The following is a 17,439-nucleotide window of genomic DNA, read 5'->3' on the forward strand; positions in this document are numbered from 1 at the left end:
GCCATCACTCACTCGGAGATGATTTCGCCGAACCGCACCCAGGACTTCCCGTCGAAGCGCACCATCTGCTGCTGGCTGATGGGAGCGAAGTCCGTCGCTGTCGTGTTGAGCCGGATGCCGGGCAGCAGCAGGGGCAGTTCGACGTCCTTCAGGCTGGCGGCCTGCTTCATCACGTTCTCGCGGGTCAGGTTGTCGCCAGCACTCTTAAGCACTTCCACGAAGGCCGCTGCAACCGTCACCGCGTAGACGTTGCTGCAGTCCTTAGGGTCGCCCTCCGGGTAGTAGCGTTTCATGAACTCGAGGTAATCCTTCACACCAGCGTCATTGGCCCACTGCGGATCGTTTGCGTCCTTCAGGTAGACCGACGTCAGCGCGCCGACCGCGTTGTCCACGCCCGCAGGCACCAGGACGGCGGCAACCGAACTCGCGCTTGAGCTCAGGAACTGGAGCGGCTTCCAGCCGATCTCCGCTGCCTTGCGGATCGCCAGCGCGGCGAACTTGGGGCCGGTCACGTTCATGAAGACGTTGGCGCCTGCGCCCTGCAGGGTCACGATCTGGGAGTCGATCGTGGGGTCGGTCGGCTCGTAGCTGACTTCCTTGATGATCAGCTTGCCGGCGCGATCGCCCAGCACCTGCTTGATGCCGGCGACGAAGTCCTTTCCGAAATCGTCGTTCTGGAAGAGGATGCCGATCCTCGGCTCCGGCACGTTCTTCAGGATGTAGCGGGCGTAGATCGCGCCTTCCGATTTCACATTCGGCGAGAATCCCATCGACCAGGGCGCGGCCTTCGGGTCGTTCCAGCGCGTGGCGCCACTCGCGAGGAAGATGGCCGGCACGCCCTTCTGGTTCAGGTACTTCTGCATCGCGGCGTTGGTCGGTGTGCCGAAGGGGGCGAACATCAGCAGTACTTCGTCCTGCTCTACGAGCCGTCGGGCCTGCTCGATGGCCTTCGGGGGGCTGAAGCCGTCGTCGACCGAGACGAGGTTGATCCTGCGGCCGTTTACTCCGCCGCGCTCGTTGATCATCTTGAAGTACGCCGCCTGCGCCTTCCCCTGCGTGCCAAAGCTGGACAGGGGGCCGCTGTACGGGGCGGTCTGGCCGAGCTTGATTTCGCGGTCGGTCACACCCGGTCCGTGGCTCTTCTGTGCGAGCGCGCCGCCCGGGGATGCGGCCAGCCCGAACGCCACGGCCATCGCGGCAACGCCAAGCCCGGTTCTCAGTGCGGGAATCATGTCTTCTCCATCTCCTGTTGCGACTCGATCGGTGGGCCCGGCGGTGGACGGGCGACGCTAGACCGGTCGGCGGGTTGAATTCCTCTGACCTCCAGTGAAATTCGAATGACACTGACGTCAGTGTCATTCAGTTTATGGAGTCTGGCAGGGGTCTGTCAACTGGCGGTCGACTTATCGAGAAGGTAGGCGTTTGAGACGACAGGCCCTCGATTTCGCGCACAGAGGTGGTCGGTAGGTCGATGTGCAGCAGTGTCCGCAGTCCGATGTCATACTTCACTGACAATGACGTCATAATCTAGATCCAGGAGTCGCTCCTTGTCCAGCAAGCCTGAGAAATCCCGGCGTAGTGAGCGTCCCGCTGACGGCGCAGCCAACACCCGCGACAAGATCCTGATCTCTGCCAAGCGAGTCTTCGGGGAGAAGGGTTACGCCCACACCACGGTCGCGGACGTGATCGCTGGGGCCGGCATCGCGCGCGGCACCTTCTACCTGTATTTCCAAGACAAGGACGTCCTGTTCGAGGAACTGTTCAGGCAGGTCTCGATCGAGATGCACCATGCGCTGAACGCGCCCGAGAAGGGCAGCTACCGCGAGAGGGTCCGGGCCTCGGTGAGCACGTATTTCGCGTTTTTCCAGCGGGAGCAGGGCGTCTTCCGCTGCTTCTTCGAGACGGCCTCGAGCAAGCCGGAACTCACCCGGTACTTCAACGACGTTCGCGCACTCAGCCTCTACCGGATCGAGCGACACATAGCGCGTAACATCGAAACTGGTCGCTGCAATCCCGTCGAACCGCGGATCACCGCGTACTCTCTGGGCGGGCTGCTTGAGTGGCTCGCCTACCAGCAGGCCGTGGTGAAGTTCCACCCATGGGGCGAGCCCTTTGAACTGGAGCGGCTGGTCGAACAGGTGACCGACATGTGGTGTCGTACCGTCTATCGTGCGGGCGCGGAAGAGATCGATCCCGATCGCGAGCCGCGCGGCGGCGCGTCATCGCCTGGCGCGAATCGGTAGCACGTTTTCCGAAGGCCGGGAACGCAAACGGCCCCCCGAAGGAACCGTAAGCCTCTGCGTTCGCCTGGTGCTGATGGTGGGCGGCACAGGGTTCGAACCTGGGACGCTGGCCGTTTGAAGGAGTCGCGTGCGATGACGGTGAGGCAAGCCTAGCTTGTATGCATTGGGCGCGTGATCTTCGAAGTTTCCTATACCTCTCGGCGATACGCCTGTCGTAACGACCGGCGCGACTTGTTTCTCGCCGAGGACGCGCGGGTGCTGATGCGGGTGCCGGGGGTTGAACTGTTCGCCGCCGGGCCGCTCGCCCAGACGTCGCGCGCCGGGTAGTCGCCCGGGCGCATGTCCTGCGCCCGGCGTCCGCCATCCTCCGTGGATGGCCAGCTTCCAACCCCACACCGATCCGCGCCTCTGCCGCTACTGTCATTGGCTGCTGGCGCTGGAGGAGCATGCCGGCACGGCCTTGTGCGGTCTCGGTGGGCGCGTTCACCAGGGCGTCCGCCGACACGACCCGCGGGGAGGGTGTCATGTGTACTTACACAGTTGCGTGCGAGCTACGTCTCGGCTTAGGCCGCGGGGAACAGCTTCGTGTGCACGGCGCCGACAGCAGTCAGCACATTGTCCAGCAGTGTGTTGACTTCGGCAGCAGTAATGCGTACCTCCCTGCCAGGGCGGCCACTTGCCTGGGCTCGCTCAAGGTACTTCCTGTCGACGACGCCCAGATTGTGCGCGATGGGATGCCGCTTCTCGAATGCCGCGTTCAGGGCGGCCCACGGCACATCCGGCATCGGCGGCAGGCCGAAGATTTCCGAGAGCACCTCCTGTGTCAGCGGGATGCTTTGGAATTTGTTGCCGATTTTCTTCAGACGCGACTCGACGGCCTCCGCCGACGCTTCCCTCCCGGCCAGCCACCGGCGGGCCATCGCCTTCAGCGCCGCCTCGAAGAGGGACACCGAGTCTTCCAGGCAGTTCTCTAGGTCCTTTGCCTCAACCCTGAGGCCAAGCGCCTCGCGTCGCCGGTCGATGTCACCCACCATGCTCCGCGTGACGTTTAGTTCGGCGGCGACATGCGTGACGAAGATATCGGAGCCGCAATCCGCGCACCACATAGCAAGGCCGAACACGGTCTGGTCAAGGGTGCAGCGCGGGCATACTACGTCGCGCCGTACCTCGTCCTCGAGCGGTGGCCGGACATGAGGCACTGGGGTCGACTTCAGCGACATCTCCATCGAGATGAAGGCACTCCCGAATTTGCGTTTTCCCGAGGAACCTAGCCCCAGCGCGTCGCGGGTCATAGCGTCCACGCCCTCGCGAATCTCGCGCATCAGCAGGTCTTTGGCGTACCTTGCCTGCTCCCTTGTATCGAAGCTGTCTGGCCCTGCCTCGTGACGGCAGTACGGGCAGTACGCATGCACCTGCCCGCCAATAATCCCCGTGCCGAGCTTCACCTTGAAATAGCCTGGCGAGCACGCCCTGTCCGGGCACTCGCGGGCCACACGCCCGTCCGCGTCCTTCGGAATCTCAATCGTTGCCTGGAACTTATCGCCGCCGAGATCGCGTAAATTCAGTGGGCCTCCGGGCCTCAGCAGTCTTCGGGTCATGGCGCCGCTCCCAGCATGTCGCCACTCGTCGCCTCGTCTGTCGTGTCGAAGCGTTTCACGACCTTGTTAGTCGTGTCGTTCGTCATTGTTCCCTCTTCTTGTCGTGGTCGAGCGCGCATTTCGGTGGCTTGTCTGTCATCGCGATTCCCTCAAGGAAAAGTCAGGCCGCTCTGATTACGCCAAGCAACCGTTCCAGCGGACAAGCAGGCGACTACTGTGATTATATCCAGGGTCAATGTATATCCAGAGGGGTCACGGGCATCCCGCCAGATTGCTGATGCAGACGAGTCATTTTTGCCGAGACGTTTGCACATGGCAGGACTGCGCTGAAGGTCGAGCCGTCCGGCGTGGCGGCATCGCATCGGGCCTGGCTCGATTACCTACAGGCGGAAGGTGCACCCACGGGTGACGGCAATCCAGTCATGGGATGCTCCGCCGCGCCTCCCCCCGCGCCCGCAGCGCCGCATACAACTGCACCGGCCCCAGCAGCAGCTCCTTGAGCCCCGCCCGCACCTGCCCCGAGTTCAGCGCCTTCTTGCTCATGGCCTCGTGCTCGTCGAAGGCGTCGATGATCGCGTCCAGCAGCGCGGGGTCGAAGTCGGGGGAATTGCCGAACTGCGCCGGCGTGTTGCTGGCGGCCTGCTGCACCAGGATCTCGGACGCCAGCAGCTTGCCCTTGATTCCGTCGACGAAGGCCACGGCGCCGCTGTCGCTGAACTCGCCGCCGAAGAGCTCATTGACCTTCTCGATGATCTCGTCGAGCAGGACCTTGTCCTTGTCGCGCACCTCGCCGCCGCCCGGGGCGGTCATTGGCTGCAGTTTGGCCGGGTCCTCGATCGACAGCGGCAGGTTGCGGCTGCCCTGGTCCTTCAGGCCATGCTGGACGAGCACCACCTTGGACAGGTCCACCCCCTCGCGCTCGCGGCCGAACTCCAGCAGCGGCAGCAGCCGGCGGTAGAAGATCGCGCGCCTCTCGATGTCGGTGTTGGCGTAGTCGAAGATCTGCGACAGGAAGCTGTAAACGCGCAGGAAGGCCCCGAGGTTGCGCTTGAACAGCAGCAGGGCGTTGAGCTCGTCCTGGGCCTCCTGCTCGGCCTTGGCGTCGCTGGCGTCCTGCGCGGCCCTGAGCATCCCGGCGGCCGCCTTGTAGCGCTTGAGCAGCCGGTCGGCCACCGGCTCGATCGCCGCCGAGAGCTCGGCCTGGCTGGCGCGCGGGTTCAGGTCCACGGCCACCACGCGCTCGACCTCGTTGTCATCGTAGTGGCCGGTGGCGTCCAGCTTGGCGCGCAGGTCCAGCACCAGCGCGGGGTCGGTGACGCCGGCGAGCTCGGCGGTCTCGTAGTAGGTCTTGAAGGCCGCGAGGATCTCTTCGGGGGCGTTGACGAAGTCCAGGATGTAGGTCGTGTCCTTGCCCGGGTGCGCGCGGTTCAGGCGCGACAGGGTCTGCACCGCCTGGATACCGTCCAGGCGCTTGTCCACGTACATGCCGCACAGTAGCGGCTGGTCGAATCCGGTCTGGAACTTGTTGGCCACCAAGAGGATGCGGTACTCGTCGGTGGCGAAGGCCTCGCGGAGGTCGCGCCCGCGCAGGCCCGGGTTCAGCGTCTTGCTGTTCTCGGTGAAGGGGTCGGGGCCGGATTCGGCGTCGTTCACTTCGCCCGAGAAGGCCACCAGCGTGCCGATGCCGTAGCCGCGGGCCTTGATGTACTTGTCGATGGCCAACTGCCAGCGCACCGCCTCCACGCGGCTGCCCACCACCACCATCGCACGGGCCTGGCCGGCCAGCAGCGGCGCCACGTTCTCGCGGAAGTGCTCGACCACGATCTGCACCTTCTGCGCGATGTTGTGCGGGTGCAGGCGGACCCAGCGCATCAGCCCCTTCATCGCCTCGTTGCGCTCGACCGCCTTCTGGTCGTATTCCTTGCCCTGGTTGGCCAGCCGGAAGGCGAGCTTGTAGGGGGTGTAGTTGCGCAGCACGTCGAGGATGAAGCCCTCCTCGATGGCCTGGCGCATGCTGTAGACGTGGAAGGGCGCGGGCAGGTTGGCCGGGCCGGCGGACAGGGCGGGGTCCGGGCGGCGCCCGAAGAGCTCAAGCGTCTTGGCCTTGGGCGTGGCCGTGAAGGCCACGTAGGTGATGCCGGCCTCGCCAGCGCGCGCGGCCATCTGCGCGGCCAGCAGGTCCTCGGTGGCCACTTCGCCGCCGTCCTCGAGCTCGGCGAGCTCCTGGGCCGACAGCACCTCCTTGAGCTTGGCCGCGGCCGCGCCGGTCTGCGAACTGTGCGCCTCGTCGGCGATCACCGCGAAGCGCTTGCCCTGGGTGGCCGCGAGCTCCTGCACCGCCTTGATGGCGAAGGGGAAGGTCTGGATGGTGCAGACCACGATCTTCTTGTCTCCGGACAGCGCGGCGGCCAGCTCCGCGCTCTTGCTGCCGGAGTCGCCCGCGATCACCGCCACCACGCCGACGGTGCGCTGGAAGTCGAAGATCGCCTCCTGCAGTTGGGCGTCGAGCACCGTGCGGTCGCTCACCACCAGCACCGAGTCGAAGAGCTTGTTGTTGGCCGCGTCGTGCAGCTCGGACAGGAAGTGCGCGGTCCAGGCGATGGAGTTGGTCTTGCCCGAGCCTGCCGAGTGCTGGATCAGGTACTTCTGGCCCGGGCCCTCGGCCATTACCGTGGCCACGAGTGCGCGGGTGCAGTCGAGCTGGTGGTAGCGGGGGAAGATGATCGACGCGATGATCTTCTTCTTGTCGCGCCGGGCCACCAGGTAGCGGCCGAGGATCTCCAGCCAGCTCTCGCGCGCCCAGATCCGCTCCCACAGGTAGGCGGTGCGATGTCCTTTCGGGTTCACCGGGTTGCCCGCGCCGCCATGGTCGCCCTGGTCGAAGGGCAGGAAGCGGGTGGTGGCGCCCTCCAGGCGCGTGGTCATGCGCACCGCCTCGTTGCTGACCGCGAAGTGCACCAGCGCCCCGCGCGGGAAGTCCAGCAGCGGCTCGGCCGCCTGGCCCTTGGGGCGCGGGTGGCGGTCGAATCGGTACTGGTCCACCGCATCGTCCACGCGCTGCGTGAACTGGCTCTTGAGCTCGGCGGTGGCCACCGGCAGGCCGTTGACGAACAGCACCAGGTCGAGGGCGTTCTCGTTGTGCAGCGAGTAGCGGACCTGACGCACCACGCGCAGCCGGTTGGCCGCGTACCGGGCCTGCAGGTCCGGGTTCATGGACAGCGCCGGCTTGAATTGTGCGAGCGTCAGGGGCTGGCGCAGGCCGACGAGCTCCACGCCGTGGCGCAGAACATCAAGCGTGCCGCGGTCGTCGAGTTGCTTGCGCACGCGGTCCAGCAGCACCGCCTCGGCGGCGGCGCCGTGGTTCTTGGTGAGGGCCTCCCAGGCCTTGGGCTGCGTGTCCTGTACCCAGGCGATCAGGTCGGCGGGGAACAGGGCGCGGGCGCGGTCGCAGGCGGCGGCGTCACCCTCGGCGTAGAGCCAGCCGTGCGCGGCCAGGTGGGCGCAGATGTCGTTCTCGAACTCGATTTCCTTGTGCAGGCTCATCTGTCGTTGGACTCTCGCATCGTGCGCGCGATCTGTTGTGCAAACTTGCGGATCGCCCTTCTACGGACGGTCGCCGGTCGTCGTCCGTTCAGCTCTATCGCTCGATTGCACAGAGTCCGACCGGCTTACAAGCAATAGCCTTCATCTCTTAAACGAGCCGATAGGGCGAGGACTGACTCCGCATGGACCCGCGGTTTCGCTTGAATCCATCCAAGAGAACGATTTTCGCCCCGAGGGAACGAGGACCAACGGCGGACCGCGCCTATCAGAGGATCGATCTCCGCATCCTTATAACTCTCAATTAAATGATAGTCTTTGCCGTTAAATCGCGCATTTTGTGTGCGTACCGCGCGCATGATCAGGACGGAATTTTGCTTGGGCGGCCTATGACGCCAGTGCGCGCTGTCTGCACGAAAGCTATCGATTGCATTCCCAACTGGAAATCCGATCGCGACGGGACAAGTGACACCTGACAATCGGACGGACGCGCCCGCGGCTGGCTCAAGCGCCAGCGAATGTCGGTACTCCAACAAAGGGGTCCCTGTGTTTATCTGCGTGATGACGTACTTGCTGTACCGCGTAACCAACACCAAAGCTGGGAGCTCTGAAACGTAGAAAACGGCCCCTTGCGTGCGTCTTTTCTCCGCGGCGTGCTTTGCATCCGCTTGGGTGATGTGAAACGCGTCAGGGTAGTACCGCATGGACCATGTCGAGTGCCACGCGTTTCTTCCACTCCCGAGGTAATAGATCTTCCCCGTCGCAATCGACTCGACAGGATAATCACGTCCGTCCCCACGGGGCCCCTCAAGAAGAAATCGAATCTTCATCTGCTGTTTCCACGGGAGCGATCGAATCCGTCGTGAATGAAGCAGGCCCAGAGACGAAATCCATACGCCTCGACCTCATTGACCGAAGGAAGACGGGTCCCCCGGTCACGGCTATGCAGATCGGAGCGGCTTCGCGTTCCCCAGCAGGCCGATCGGGGCCTCGTCGCTCGGGTAACAGGTCACGCCCCAACTCCGGTTGGTCATATAGCGGACTGCTACAGCGGCCCTCCAGGTTAGGCGGCTGTATCCGCTGTTCTTCGAACTGATTTTCGTGAGTCAGGCTCATCGGTGCGTACCCTGGGCCCTCATGCGTCCGCCGTCTGGCGCTTGACCTCGTCCAGCGTCCTGCCATCGGCGGCTTTCCAGTCCATCCAACCGTTCGCGGTGCGGCCCATCAGGGCCAGCGCCGCCATGCTGGGCGAGCGGAACAGGTGATCGCGCTGGAACACCACCTGGTCACCCTCGACCCGGTAGACGCCGGCCTGCTCCAAGTTCTGGCGAAGGCGCTCGCCGCTGGTGCCGACGATCGAGGGCACGTTCTCGCGCCGCCCGGTGGACCCGGCGAGCACCACGAAGCCCTCGGGCGTGTACATGCCCCGGCCATTGGCGCCCGATGACCGGCAGTAGAAAATCTCCGGCGAATCTGCCTTACCAACCGGCTGGGCCACGGGCTCGAACAACGGGTAGCCCAGCGTGGACAGGAGCACGCCGCCGGTCTCGAAGATCTCGTGGCAGTCGGCCTCCAGCGGCGGGGGCGTGTAGGGCCGGCTGCCGGCGTTGCCGTTCTCGTCCACGTAGCGCCCGGCCTTGCGCGTGGCCTGCAGGCTGAACCACTCCAGGAACAGGGTGTGGGTCTGCGTCAGACTGTTGGTGCGCGAGATCAGCACCAGCGCCCGCTGCCAGAAGTCCTTCTCCTTGTTGTGCGCGGCCAGGCGCGCGCGCAGGTCCCCGGTCTGGCCGATGTAGACCCGGGGGTCGCTGCCGTCCTCGGTCTCGCCGAACAGGAAGTAGAGCGCCACCTGGCCGCTCTCGGGCATTTGCAGGAACTCGCCCAACAGGCTGCGGGGCACCTCGATGACCTGGACGATGCGGGTCGTGAGCTCGGCGACGCGGATGCCGCGCGGGTCGCCCCCGGGCAGGAAGATCTGGATGGTCTTGGGGGTGGTGCTCATGCTGGCTCCGCGACGGCGCTGCACACGTCGATCTGCCCGGTCACGGCGGCGGAGATCAGGGCGGCGCGGCGTTCCTTGAGGAGGTTGATGGCGCGGGCGGCGTCGGCGACGAGGGCGTCGATCTTTGCGGTTGCGGCCTCGAGGTAGCACCCGATCGACACTTGCTCGAATTGCGGCGGCACGGGCATCCGCATACCGGCTACCTGTTCACAAGTGATCGCTCCCTTCGTACTTCCCACGCCGTCGCTCTCGAAGCGCATCCACTGGTAAGCCATGTCAAAGAATCGACGCAGATACCCTACATGCACGCTCGCGGCGCGCGGTCTCACAAAGGCTATGTGCTGGTTTATCGTGGCCTCGATCAGGAGGGTCGCAGCCATGCCGCGCGTCCTCCCCTGACCGGTGATGCCGATGAGCACGGCGGGTGGGCGTACTTTCGGTAGGTGGCACTCCTGCAAAGCAAGTTCAGTGACGAACTCATCGGCCTCATTAATGAAGTCGTCGTTTACCGCTGTGCTGCTGAGCCACGGATAGCCGTTCTCTGTCCAATATTCCGGGCGTTCACGATGCGGCGTCGATCCGTTCCCGACTTCTGCGAGAGACTTCAACGGAGAGACTGACCAGTGCTCCGGCACCTTCCCCAGCCACTCCACCCCGGAATCTTTCATCGGCACGTTCGGGTCGAGCCCCTTGGTGACCGCGTGCGAGATCACGGCCTGGCGCTTCTCCTGCAGCAGGGCGATCAGCTTCTCCTGCTCGGCGACCAGCGCGTCGATCTTGGTGGTCTCGCCGTCGAGGAAGGCGGCGATGAGGGCTTGCTCATGGTCGGGGGGCATGGGGAGTGGCATCGACGTCCAAGCATCCATGCGCAGTGCCTTCGTGCCGTGCCCCGCCTCGTCGATCCGTCGCGTGGACTCCTCAGCGGCGGCCTGAAGTGCGCGGGCAAGATAGGCTGGGTGCACCTTCTTGAAAGGTACGAGCGCCTTGAGGTCCTGGTTGATCGCCATCGGCGTCGTGGTGATCGAGACCGGAAACGTACGCGCCAGGATCATGCCGCGTACGACCACGAGCACCGCCCCCGTAGGCACGAGTTCGGCGGCGCCCGCGTCAACGGCCGCCTGCGTGATGTGGTCCTCGGTGTCGTCGAGCCGTTCGCGCTTCAGGTCCTTGGCCGAGGCCCACGCAATCGAACCATCCCAGAAGTCCAGGTTGTCCTTGCTCGGCGTACCGCCGCTGCGGAGCGCCGTGACGTATTTCAGTGGCCGAACCGCCCAATGCTCCGGCACCTCCCCCAGCCACTCCACCCCGCTGTCCTTGTACGCCGGATACCGCGGGAAGCTCATGCCGACAGCCCTCGGATCATGTCCACGATGCGGTCGGTCACCTGCTTGAGTTCCGCGTCGATCTCCACCAGCGGCCGCGGCGGCTTGAACACGTAGAAGTGCCGGTTGAACGGGATCTCGTAACCCACCTTCGTCTTTTCCGGGTCGATCCAGGCGTCCGGCGCGTGCGGCAGCACCTCGCGCTCGAAGTAGGCCTGCACGTCCTCCTTCAGCGCCACGTTCTCGTTGTCGCGCAGCGCCGAGTCTGGCTGCGGCTTGCCCTTCTGCTTGCCCTTGGCGCCGACCACCACCTTGCCCGCCTCGTCGCGCAGCGGCCGCTCCACGGTGATGCTGCGGTAGCCGAAATCGGCGGTGTCGAAGATGCGGCTGATCGGCCGGTTGTCGTCGTCCTGCGCCTCGACGAAGTCGCCGAAGATGCGGGTGATCCGCTCGATGTGGTCCTCGCCCAGTTCCCTGCGCTTGGCGCCCAAGCTCTTGCGCATCTTGCGCCACATCGCGCTGGCGTCGATCAACTGCACCTTGCCCTTGCGGTGCGCGGGCTTGCGGTTCGACAGGATCCACACGTAGGTGGCGATGCCGGTGTTGTAGAACATGTCGGTGGGCAGGCCGACGATGGCCTCCACCAGGTCGTTCTCCAGCACGTGGCGGCGGATCTCGCTCTCGCCCGAGCCCGCGCCGCCGGTGAACAGCGGCGAGCCGTTGAGCACGATGCCGAAGCGGCAGCCGCCCTCGGCCGCCGGGCGCATCTTGGCCACCAGGTGCAGCAGGAAGAGCATGGAGCCGTCGGACACCCGCGGCAGGCCCGGACCGAAGCGGCCGCTGAAGCCCTGGCGCTCGTGCTCGTCGCGCACGGCCTTCTCCACCTTCTTCCACTCCACGCCGAAGGGCGGGTTCGACAGCATGTAGTCGAAGCGGGTGGCGGGGTGGCCGTCCTCGGAGAGTGTGTTGCCGAAGGCGATGTTGGCCACGTCCTGGCCCTTGATCAGCATGTCGGCCTTGCAGATGGCGTAGGACTCGGGGTTGAGCTCCTGGCCGTAGACGGTGAGCCGGGCGCCCGGGTTGTGCTCGGCCAGGTACTCGCCGGCGATCGACAGCATGCCCCCCGTACCCGCGGTCGGGTCGTACAGGGTGCGCACCACGCCGGGCACGGAGAGCGCGTCGTCGTCCTCGATGAAGATCAGGTTCACCATCAGCCGGATCACCTCGCGCGGGGTGAAGTGCTCCCCGGCGGTCTCGTTGGAGATCTCGGCGAACTTGCGGATCAACTCCTCGAACACCAGGCCCATCTGGTGGTTGTCCACCACGTCCGGGTGCAGGTCGATCTGCGCGAAGCGCTCGGTGACGGGGTAGAGCAGTTTCGCCTTGGCCAGCCGCTCCACCTGCGCGTGGAACTCGAAGCGCTCGAAGATGTCGCGCACTGCGGGCGAGAAGGCCTGCAGGTAGGCAAAGAGGTTCTCGCGGATGTGGTCGGGGTCGCCCATCAGCTTGCCCAGGTCCATCGGCGAGACGTTCCACACCCCCTTGCCGGTGATGCGCTCGATGAAGGGCTCGGGGTTCAGGCCGGCCTGGGCGCGGGCCGCGTGCTCGGCCAGCACCTTCGCCTTGGTGGGCTCGAGCACGCAGTCCAGGCGGCGCAGCACGGTGAAGGGCAGGATGACGCGGCCGTACTCGGACTGCTTGAAGTCGCCGCGCAGGAGGTCGGCGACTGACCAGATGAAGGCGGAGAGGGCGGGTTGGTTCACAGGGCAGAAGTCTCGCGGTTTCCAATGGGACTGCTCGGCGAGGATAACCGAGGGCCGGGCGCACGACGTGCGCCCGTGCACGCTAGGATTGTTCCCGGGCGAAACCCATGGATCGACGCCGACCGGAGCGCTCCTGCGAGTGTGTTCGGGAGGAGGGAGCCCCTAGGGTCACCCGGAGCCTATGTCAGTCGCCGCCGGCATTCGCTCCGCATCGGCTCTCCGAGGCCGTTCCGCACGCATCGGCAGCGTCGACCGACACCGCGGATAGTTGCCGCACCCCCAGAACGCACGTCCGCCTTCGCGCGGTGTCCGCTCGATCATCTTCACCCCGCAACTCGCGCAGGTCGGCCGCCAATACTCGTCCTCCGTGGCCACGGCGAGCAGTTCGGCCTGCTGCTGCGCCGTGCGCCGCTGGATCAGTTTCAGCAACCCGGCGCCGTCCAGCGTGTTGATGCCGTTCGTGCGCGCGAAGGCCTCTGCATCTGGCGTGAAACCGGCCGTGCTGAAGAATTGGCCACGACCCACGCCATGAGCAGCCATCACGCCCCGCAGCTCGGGCACCTTGTCGACACCGACAGGCTTGCGGTGGTGCTTGCATTGCACGACGCCCAAGGGCTTCTCCGGCGCCTGCCGCGCGTGGAGCCAGACGTCGACGCCGCCGTCCGCGCCGTGCGACTGCGCTCTGGTCTCGAAGCCGACCTGGCGGTATAGCGCCTCCACCAGGGCCTCGAGGCGCCGCCACTCAATGACGTCGAGCACTGCGGTGCTCCAGTAGGTGGGTCTTGGTGGCGCAGCCGACTGCACGGTGCAGGCGGCCGGGGAGTCGTCGGGGTCGGGCGGGCTGCCATGTTGCGCCGGGTGCCGGCGGGCCCGGGGCAGGGCTGCTCCCTCTCCACCGGCCGGTGCTATGGGCTTACCGCGCTGAGACCTGCGCGACGTCAGCCAGAGTAGGGCGACCCCGCCGACCATGAGAACGCCGCCCAAGCTGCTCAGCGGCGCCAGGGCGCGTTTGGCAGCCCCTTCGCCCAGGAACGCCGGGAGCATGACTAGCGCGAGGCCGGTCAGCAGGAGCTGGAGGGCAGCATTGCGTCGCCGACGGGGCGACCGGCGACCTGCACTTGATCGACGCACGGCGGTCTCCGGAATTGGACTTGATCGCCCGAGCGTAGGATCGTGCTGGATCGATGAGAACCTCCAGCCGCTGAACGGCCGTCGGACACCGCACCATCGCTGCTCGATGTGCGGCGTCGGCGCGTCCCGCACGCGGATGGTTGGAGCGCGCGGGACAAGGGGCGCAAGTTGGCCAGGCGGCCTATCGACGCCAGCAGCGGACCGGGGAACCTGACGTGATTCCCGCCGTTGTGATGCCTGCCATCCACCGCGAGCCGGACGGGTCTGTACTGCTCGTTTACCCGTGCGGACGGCGGCTCCGGATCCTGCTCGACGGGCGCGTCGAGGGGCTGAGCCCGACGAAGTGGCTGTTGGTGGCCGCACTGCGGGTCATCGGGTACGTGTGCGGGCGCAGATGCGTAACGCGACGTGGCGCCGACCGAAGGCTGCCACCAGCGGTAGGTTAACCTGCCGCTTGCCGCGCTTTTTCCGCGCCATGAACGCAAACGGCCCCGAAAGGGGCCGTAAGTCTTGGATTTCGCTTGGGAAATCTGGTGGGCGGCACAGGGTTCGAACCTGTGACCCCTGCCGTGTGAAGGCAGTGCTCTACCGCTGAGCTAGCCGCCCGCAAGCGAAGCTGAAATTATAGCGGAAATTTCTCAGGTGTTGGAAGAGCGGTTCGGGCGTAGCCTTCCAGGGCAGCGCCGGACGGCTCGCGTCCGCGTGCTGCGCCGTGCAGGCCGTGTTGCGCCGCTCATCAGTAAAAACACTACGGGTAGTGCTCAACGGCCGCCAGATGCGTACAATTGGTGTCCAGCGAACGACGTCGCACACCGCTTCGCAGCGCCGTTCACCCCCCGAAACCACCCGAGAACCACCGCCGCCAATGAAGATCGAGAACATCCTCGCCGCCCTGCCGGAGCAGGAAGTCACCATCGACGTCCTCGTCGAGAAGTACGCCAAGGGGGACGAGCGAACTCCCCACGAGATCCGCCAGCGGGTCGCGAAGGCGCTGGCTTCGGTGGAAAAGCCTGCGGAGCAGGAGCGCTGGGCCGGGGAGTATCTCTGGGCGATGGAGAACGGGTTCATCCCGGCGGGCCGCATCAATTCGGCCGCGGGCACCGACCTCAAGGCCACGCTGATCAACTGCTTCGTGCAGCCGATCGGCGATGCGGTCTGGGGCTATGCCGAAGACGGCACGCCCGGCATCTACGCGGCGCTGCAGGAGGCGGCCGAGACCATGCGCCGCGGCGGTGGCGTGGGCTACGATTTCTCCGCCATCCGTCCGCGCGGCGCGCTGGTCAAGGGCACGCACTCGCGCGCCTCGGGGCCGGTCTCCTACATGCGGGTGTTCGACAAGTCCTGCGAGACCCTGGAGTCCGCCGGGTCGCGGCGTGGCGCGCAGATGGGCGTGTTGCGCGTGGACCATCCGGACATCGAGGAGTTCGTGCACGCCAAGCGTGACGGCTCGCTGTCCAACTTCAACATGTCGGTGGCGGTCACCGATGCGTTCATGACTGCGGTCGACATCGACGGGCAGTTCGAGCTGGTGCACGAGGTGCAGCCCTTCGAGGCGGTGGCGGACGCGCAGCGCGAGGATGGCAAGTGGGTCTACCGCAGCATCCGTGCGCGCGAGCTGTGGGACCAGATCATGCGGTCCACCTACAACCACGCCGAACCGGGCGTGATCTTCATTGACAAGGTCAATGCCGACAACAACCTCGGCTACTGCGAGTCGATCGCCGCGAGCAATCCCTGCGGCGAGCAGTTCCTGCCGCCCTACGGCTGCTGCGACCTTGGCAGCCTGAACCTCACGCGCTTCGTCTCCGATCCCTTCGGCGACAAGCCGGTCTTCGACTTCGAGCGCTTCAGCCGCGTGACCGCGGTGTCGGTGCGCGCGCTGGACAACGTGCTCGACCTAACGCTTTGGCCGCTGCCGCAGCAGGACCGCGAGGCCAAGGAGAAGCGCCGCGTGGGCCTGGGCTTCACCGGGCTGGGCAACGCGCTGACCATGCTCAAGCTGCGCTACGACAGCGCGGAGGCGCGCGCCTTCGCGTCCAAGGTGGCGCAGACGATGCGCGATTCCGCCTACGGCACCTCGGTTGAGCTGGCCAAGGAGCGCGGCGCCTTCCCGCTGTTCAATGCCGACGGCTACCTGGCCGAGCCGCATTCGGCCTCGCGCCTGCCGGCCAAGCTCAAGGCCGAGATCCGCAAGCACGGCATCCGCAATTCGCACCTGATGTCGATCGCGCCCACCGGCACCATCTCGATCGCCTTCGCGGGCAATGCCTCGGGCGGAATCGAGCCCGCGTTCTCCTGGACCTACACCCGCAAGAAGCGGATGCCCGACGGCAGCAAGCGCGAGTACGACGTCGAGGATTTCGCCTATCGCCTGTACCGGCACATGGGCGGCAACACCGCCGCGCTGCCCGAGTACTTCACCGCGGCGATGGACATCGATGCGCTGGACCACATGCGCATGAGCGCCGCGGTCCAGCCCTACATCGATTCCGCGATCAGCAAGACGGTGAACGTCGCCGAGGACTATCCCTACGAGGAGTTCAAGGCGCTGTACCTCGAGGCCTGGAAGGCGGGGCTCAAGGGCATCACCACCTACCGGCCCAACGCGGTCATCGGCTCGGTGCTGTCGGTGGGCGGCACGTCTTCCGCCACGCCGGAGATGCCCCAGGACCTCGGCGGCGACGCCGACCGCCGGCTGCTGCTCGACAAGGTGCCGCAGCCGGCGCTCTCGTCGCTGCGCTGGCCGGGCCGCCCCAAGCTGCCCGCGGGCAACCTGGCCTGGTCGTACATGGTCGAGTCCACCGACGGCCGGGCCTCGTTCTGCATCTTCATCGGCCAGACCGACGAGCCGGTCACGCGGCGCGACGGCAGCATCGCCACCCGCAGCGTCGCCTTCGAGACCTGGGTCAACGGCAACGAGCAGCCGCGCGGCCTGGGCGCGCTCGCCAAGGCGCTGTCGATGGACCTGCGTTCCAACGACCGGGCCTGGCTCAAGATGAAGCTGGACCACCTGTCGCGCACTCGTGACGAGAAGCCGCTGCAGCTGGCGATGCCCCCTGGCGGCGAGCTGGCGTTCAAGCCCGGCGTGGTGGCGGCCTTCGCCGACATCGTGCGCTTCCGCTGCGAGGAGCTGGGCCTGTTCGACGCGCTCGAGGAGCAGCCCACGCCCATGGTCGACGCGATGATCTTCCGCTCCGAGCCCAAGTCGGGTCCGCTGGGAACACTGTCCTGGACCGCCGACATCACCAACGCGGCCACCGAGGACGAGTTCGTGCTGGGCGTGAAGGAGCTGCAGCTGCCCGACGGCACGCGCCGCCCGTACTCGATCTGGCTCGCCGGCGACTATCCGCGCGTGCTCGACGGCCTGTGCAAGCTGCTGTCGCTGGACATGCGGGTCATCGACGTCAACTGGATCGGCCTGAAGCTGCGCAAGCTGCTGAGCTTCGGCGAGCTCAACGGCGCGTTCTGGGCGCAGGTGCCGGGCGAGCAGCGCCAGCAGGTCTGGCCGAGCACGGTGGCCTACCTGGCCGCGCTCATCCTGCATCGCTACAAGGTGCTGGGCCTGCTCGATTCCGAGGGCAGGGCGATCGGCGGCGCAGGCGCGCTGGCCATCCCCGACGCCTCGCCGGCCGGCCGGCCGCTGCAGTCCGCGATCATCGCGGGACTGGCCTGCCCGTCCTGCGGCGCGCATGCCTACATCAAGAAGGACGGCTGCATGTTCTGCACCGCCTGCGGTCACCAGGGCGAGTGCGGCTGATCGACGCCGCGCCCGGGCGCATCCCCTGAGCCCGCCCCCGCAGTTCTTCGAGCTGCGGGGGCGCTGCTTTTCCAGCAAACTTT

At 66.1% G+C, this 17,439-nt stretch carries 10 protein-coding genes and 1 tRNA gene; 3 read left to right on the forward strand and 8 right to left on the reverse strand.

Annotation, left to right across the window (positions count from 1 at the left end):
* Nucleotides 1–8: 8 nt before the first annotated feature.
* Nucleotides 9–1,232, reverse strand: a complete 1,224-nt coding sequence (locus tag HNQ70_RS06250) for an ABC transporter substrate-binding protein (protein WP_221302658.1) — start codon at nucleotides 1,230–1,232, stop codon at nucleotides 9–11.
* A gap of 315 nt (nucleotides 1,233–1,547) precedes the next feature.
* Here HNQ70_RS06250 and HNQ70_RS06255 point away from each other — a divergent pair, with 315 nt between their 5' ends.
* The gene (locus tag HNQ70_RS06255; protein WP_183965333.1) at nucleotides 1,548–2,243 is read left to right on the forward strand and encodes a TetR/AcrR family transcriptional regulator; all 696 of its coding nucleotides are present in this window, start codon (nucleotides 1,548–1,550) and stop codon (nucleotides 2,241–2,243) included.
* 171 nt (nucleotides 2,244–2,414) lie between these two features.
* The gene (locus HNQ70_RS06260) at nucleotides 2,415–2,570 is read left to right on the forward strand and encodes a hypothetical protein (RefSeq protein ID WP_183965335.1); all 156 of its coding nucleotides are present in this window, start codon (nucleotides 2,415–2,417) and stop codon (nucleotides 2,568–2,570) included.
* 236 nt (nucleotides 2,571–2,806) lie between these two features.
* Here the strand turns inward: HNQ70_RS06260 and HNQ70_RS06265 are convergent, their stop codons facing one another.
* The 7 genes from HNQ70_RS06265 to HNQ70_RS06295 form a co-directional block, all read right to left on the reverse strand.
* Nucleotides 2,807–3,841, reverse strand: a complete 1,035-nt coding sequence (locus HNQ70_RS06265) for a hypothetical protein (RefSeq protein ID WP_183965337.1) — start codon at nucleotides 3,839–3,841, stop codon at nucleotides 2,807–2,809.
* A gap of 420 nt (nucleotides 3,842–4,261) precedes the next feature.
* Nucleotides 4,262–7,384 (reverse strand): type I restriction endonuclease subunit R, encoded by a 3,123-nt coding sequence (locus HNQ70_RS06270; protein ID WP_183965339.1) that lies wholly within the window; start codon nucleotides 7,382–7,384, stop codon nucleotides 4,262–4,264.
* A 1,132-nt stretch (nucleotides 7,385–8,516) separates the two neighbouring features.
* Nucleotides 8,517–9,383 carry a GIY-YIG nuclease family protein gene (locus tag HNQ70_RS06275; protein ID WP_183965341.1) on the reverse strand — a complete coding sequence of 289 codons (867 nt, stop codon included), beginning with the start codon at nucleotides 9,381–9,383 and terminating at the stop codon, nucleotides 8,517–8,519.
* A complete protein-coding gene (locus HNQ70_RS06280) occupies nucleotides 9,380–10,726 on the reverse strand; it encodes a restriction endonuclease subunit S (protein WP_183965343.1) in 1,347 nt (448 codons plus the stop codon). The genes HNQ70_RS06275 and HNQ70_RS06280 overlap by 4 nt, the downstream gene beginning before the upstream one ends.
* Nucleotides 10,723–12,468, reverse strand: coding sequence for an N-6 DNA methylase (locus HNQ70_RS06285; RefSeq protein ID WP_183965345.1), 1,746 nt, complete (start codon nucleotides 12,466–12,468; stop codon nucleotides 10,723–10,725). The genes HNQ70_RS06280 and HNQ70_RS06285 overlap by 4 nt, the downstream gene beginning before the upstream one ends.
* A gap of 168 nt (nucleotides 12,469–12,636) precedes the next feature.
* Nucleotides 12,637–13,227 carry a restriction endonuclease gene (locus tag HNQ70_RS06290; RefSeq protein ID WP_343060664.1) on the reverse strand — a complete coding sequence of 197 codons (591 nt, stop codon included), beginning with the start codon at nucleotides 13,225–13,227 and terminating at the stop codon, nucleotides 12,637–12,639.
* A gap of 903 nt (nucleotides 13,228–14,130) precedes the next feature.
* Nucleotides 14,131–14,205: transfer RNA gene (locus HNQ70_RS06295), tRNA-Val, on the reverse strand.
* 259 nt (nucleotides 14,206–14,464) lie between these two features.
* Between HNQ70_RS06295 and HNQ70_RS06300 the strand changes: the two genes are divergently transcribed.
* On the forward strand, nucleotides 14,465–17,356 hold the full coding sequence (locus HNQ70_RS06300) for an adenosylcobalamin-dependent ribonucleoside-diphosphate reductase (RefSeq protein ID WP_183965351.1): 2,892 nt from the start codon (nucleotides 14,465–14,467) through the stop codon (nucleotides 17,354–17,356).
* The last annotated feature ends 83 nt before the right edge of the window (nucleotides 17,357–17,439 follow it).

Source organism: Quisquiliibacterium transsilvanicum (genome assembly GCF_014202215.1).
Classification (GTDB): domain Bacteria; phylum Pseudomonadota; class Gammaproteobacteria; order Burkholderiales; family Burkholderiaceae_E; genus Quisquiliibacterium; species Quisquiliibacterium transsilvanicum.

Excerpts from the sequence above, each read along its gene's own strand:
- HNQ70_RS06250 (WP_221302658.1), bottom strand. The coding sequence starts at position 1,232 with ATGATTCCCGCACTGAGAACCGGGCTTGGCGTTGCCGCGATGGCCGTG.
- HNQ70_RS06265 (WP_183965337.1), bottom strand. The coding sequence starts at position 3,841 with ATGACCCGAAGACTGCTGAGGCCCGGAGGCCCACTGAATTTACGCGAT.
- HNQ70_RS06270 (WP_183965339.1), bottom strand. The coding sequence starts at position 7,384 with ATGAGCCTGCACAAGGAAATCGAGTTCGAGAACGACATCTGCGCCCAC.
- HNQ70_RS06275 (WP_183965341.1), bottom strand. The coding sequence starts at position 9,383 with ATGAGCACCACCCCCAAGACCATCCAGATCTTCCTGCCCGGGGGCGAC.
- HNQ70_RS06280 (WP_183965343.1), bottom strand. The coding sequence starts at position 10,726 with ATGAGCTTCCCGCGGTATCCGGCGTACAAGGACAGCGGGGTGGAGTGG.
- HNQ70_RS06300 (WP_183965351.1), top strand. The coding sequence starts at position 14,465 with ATGAAGATCGAGAACATCCTCGCCGCCCTGCCGGAGCAGGAAGTCACC.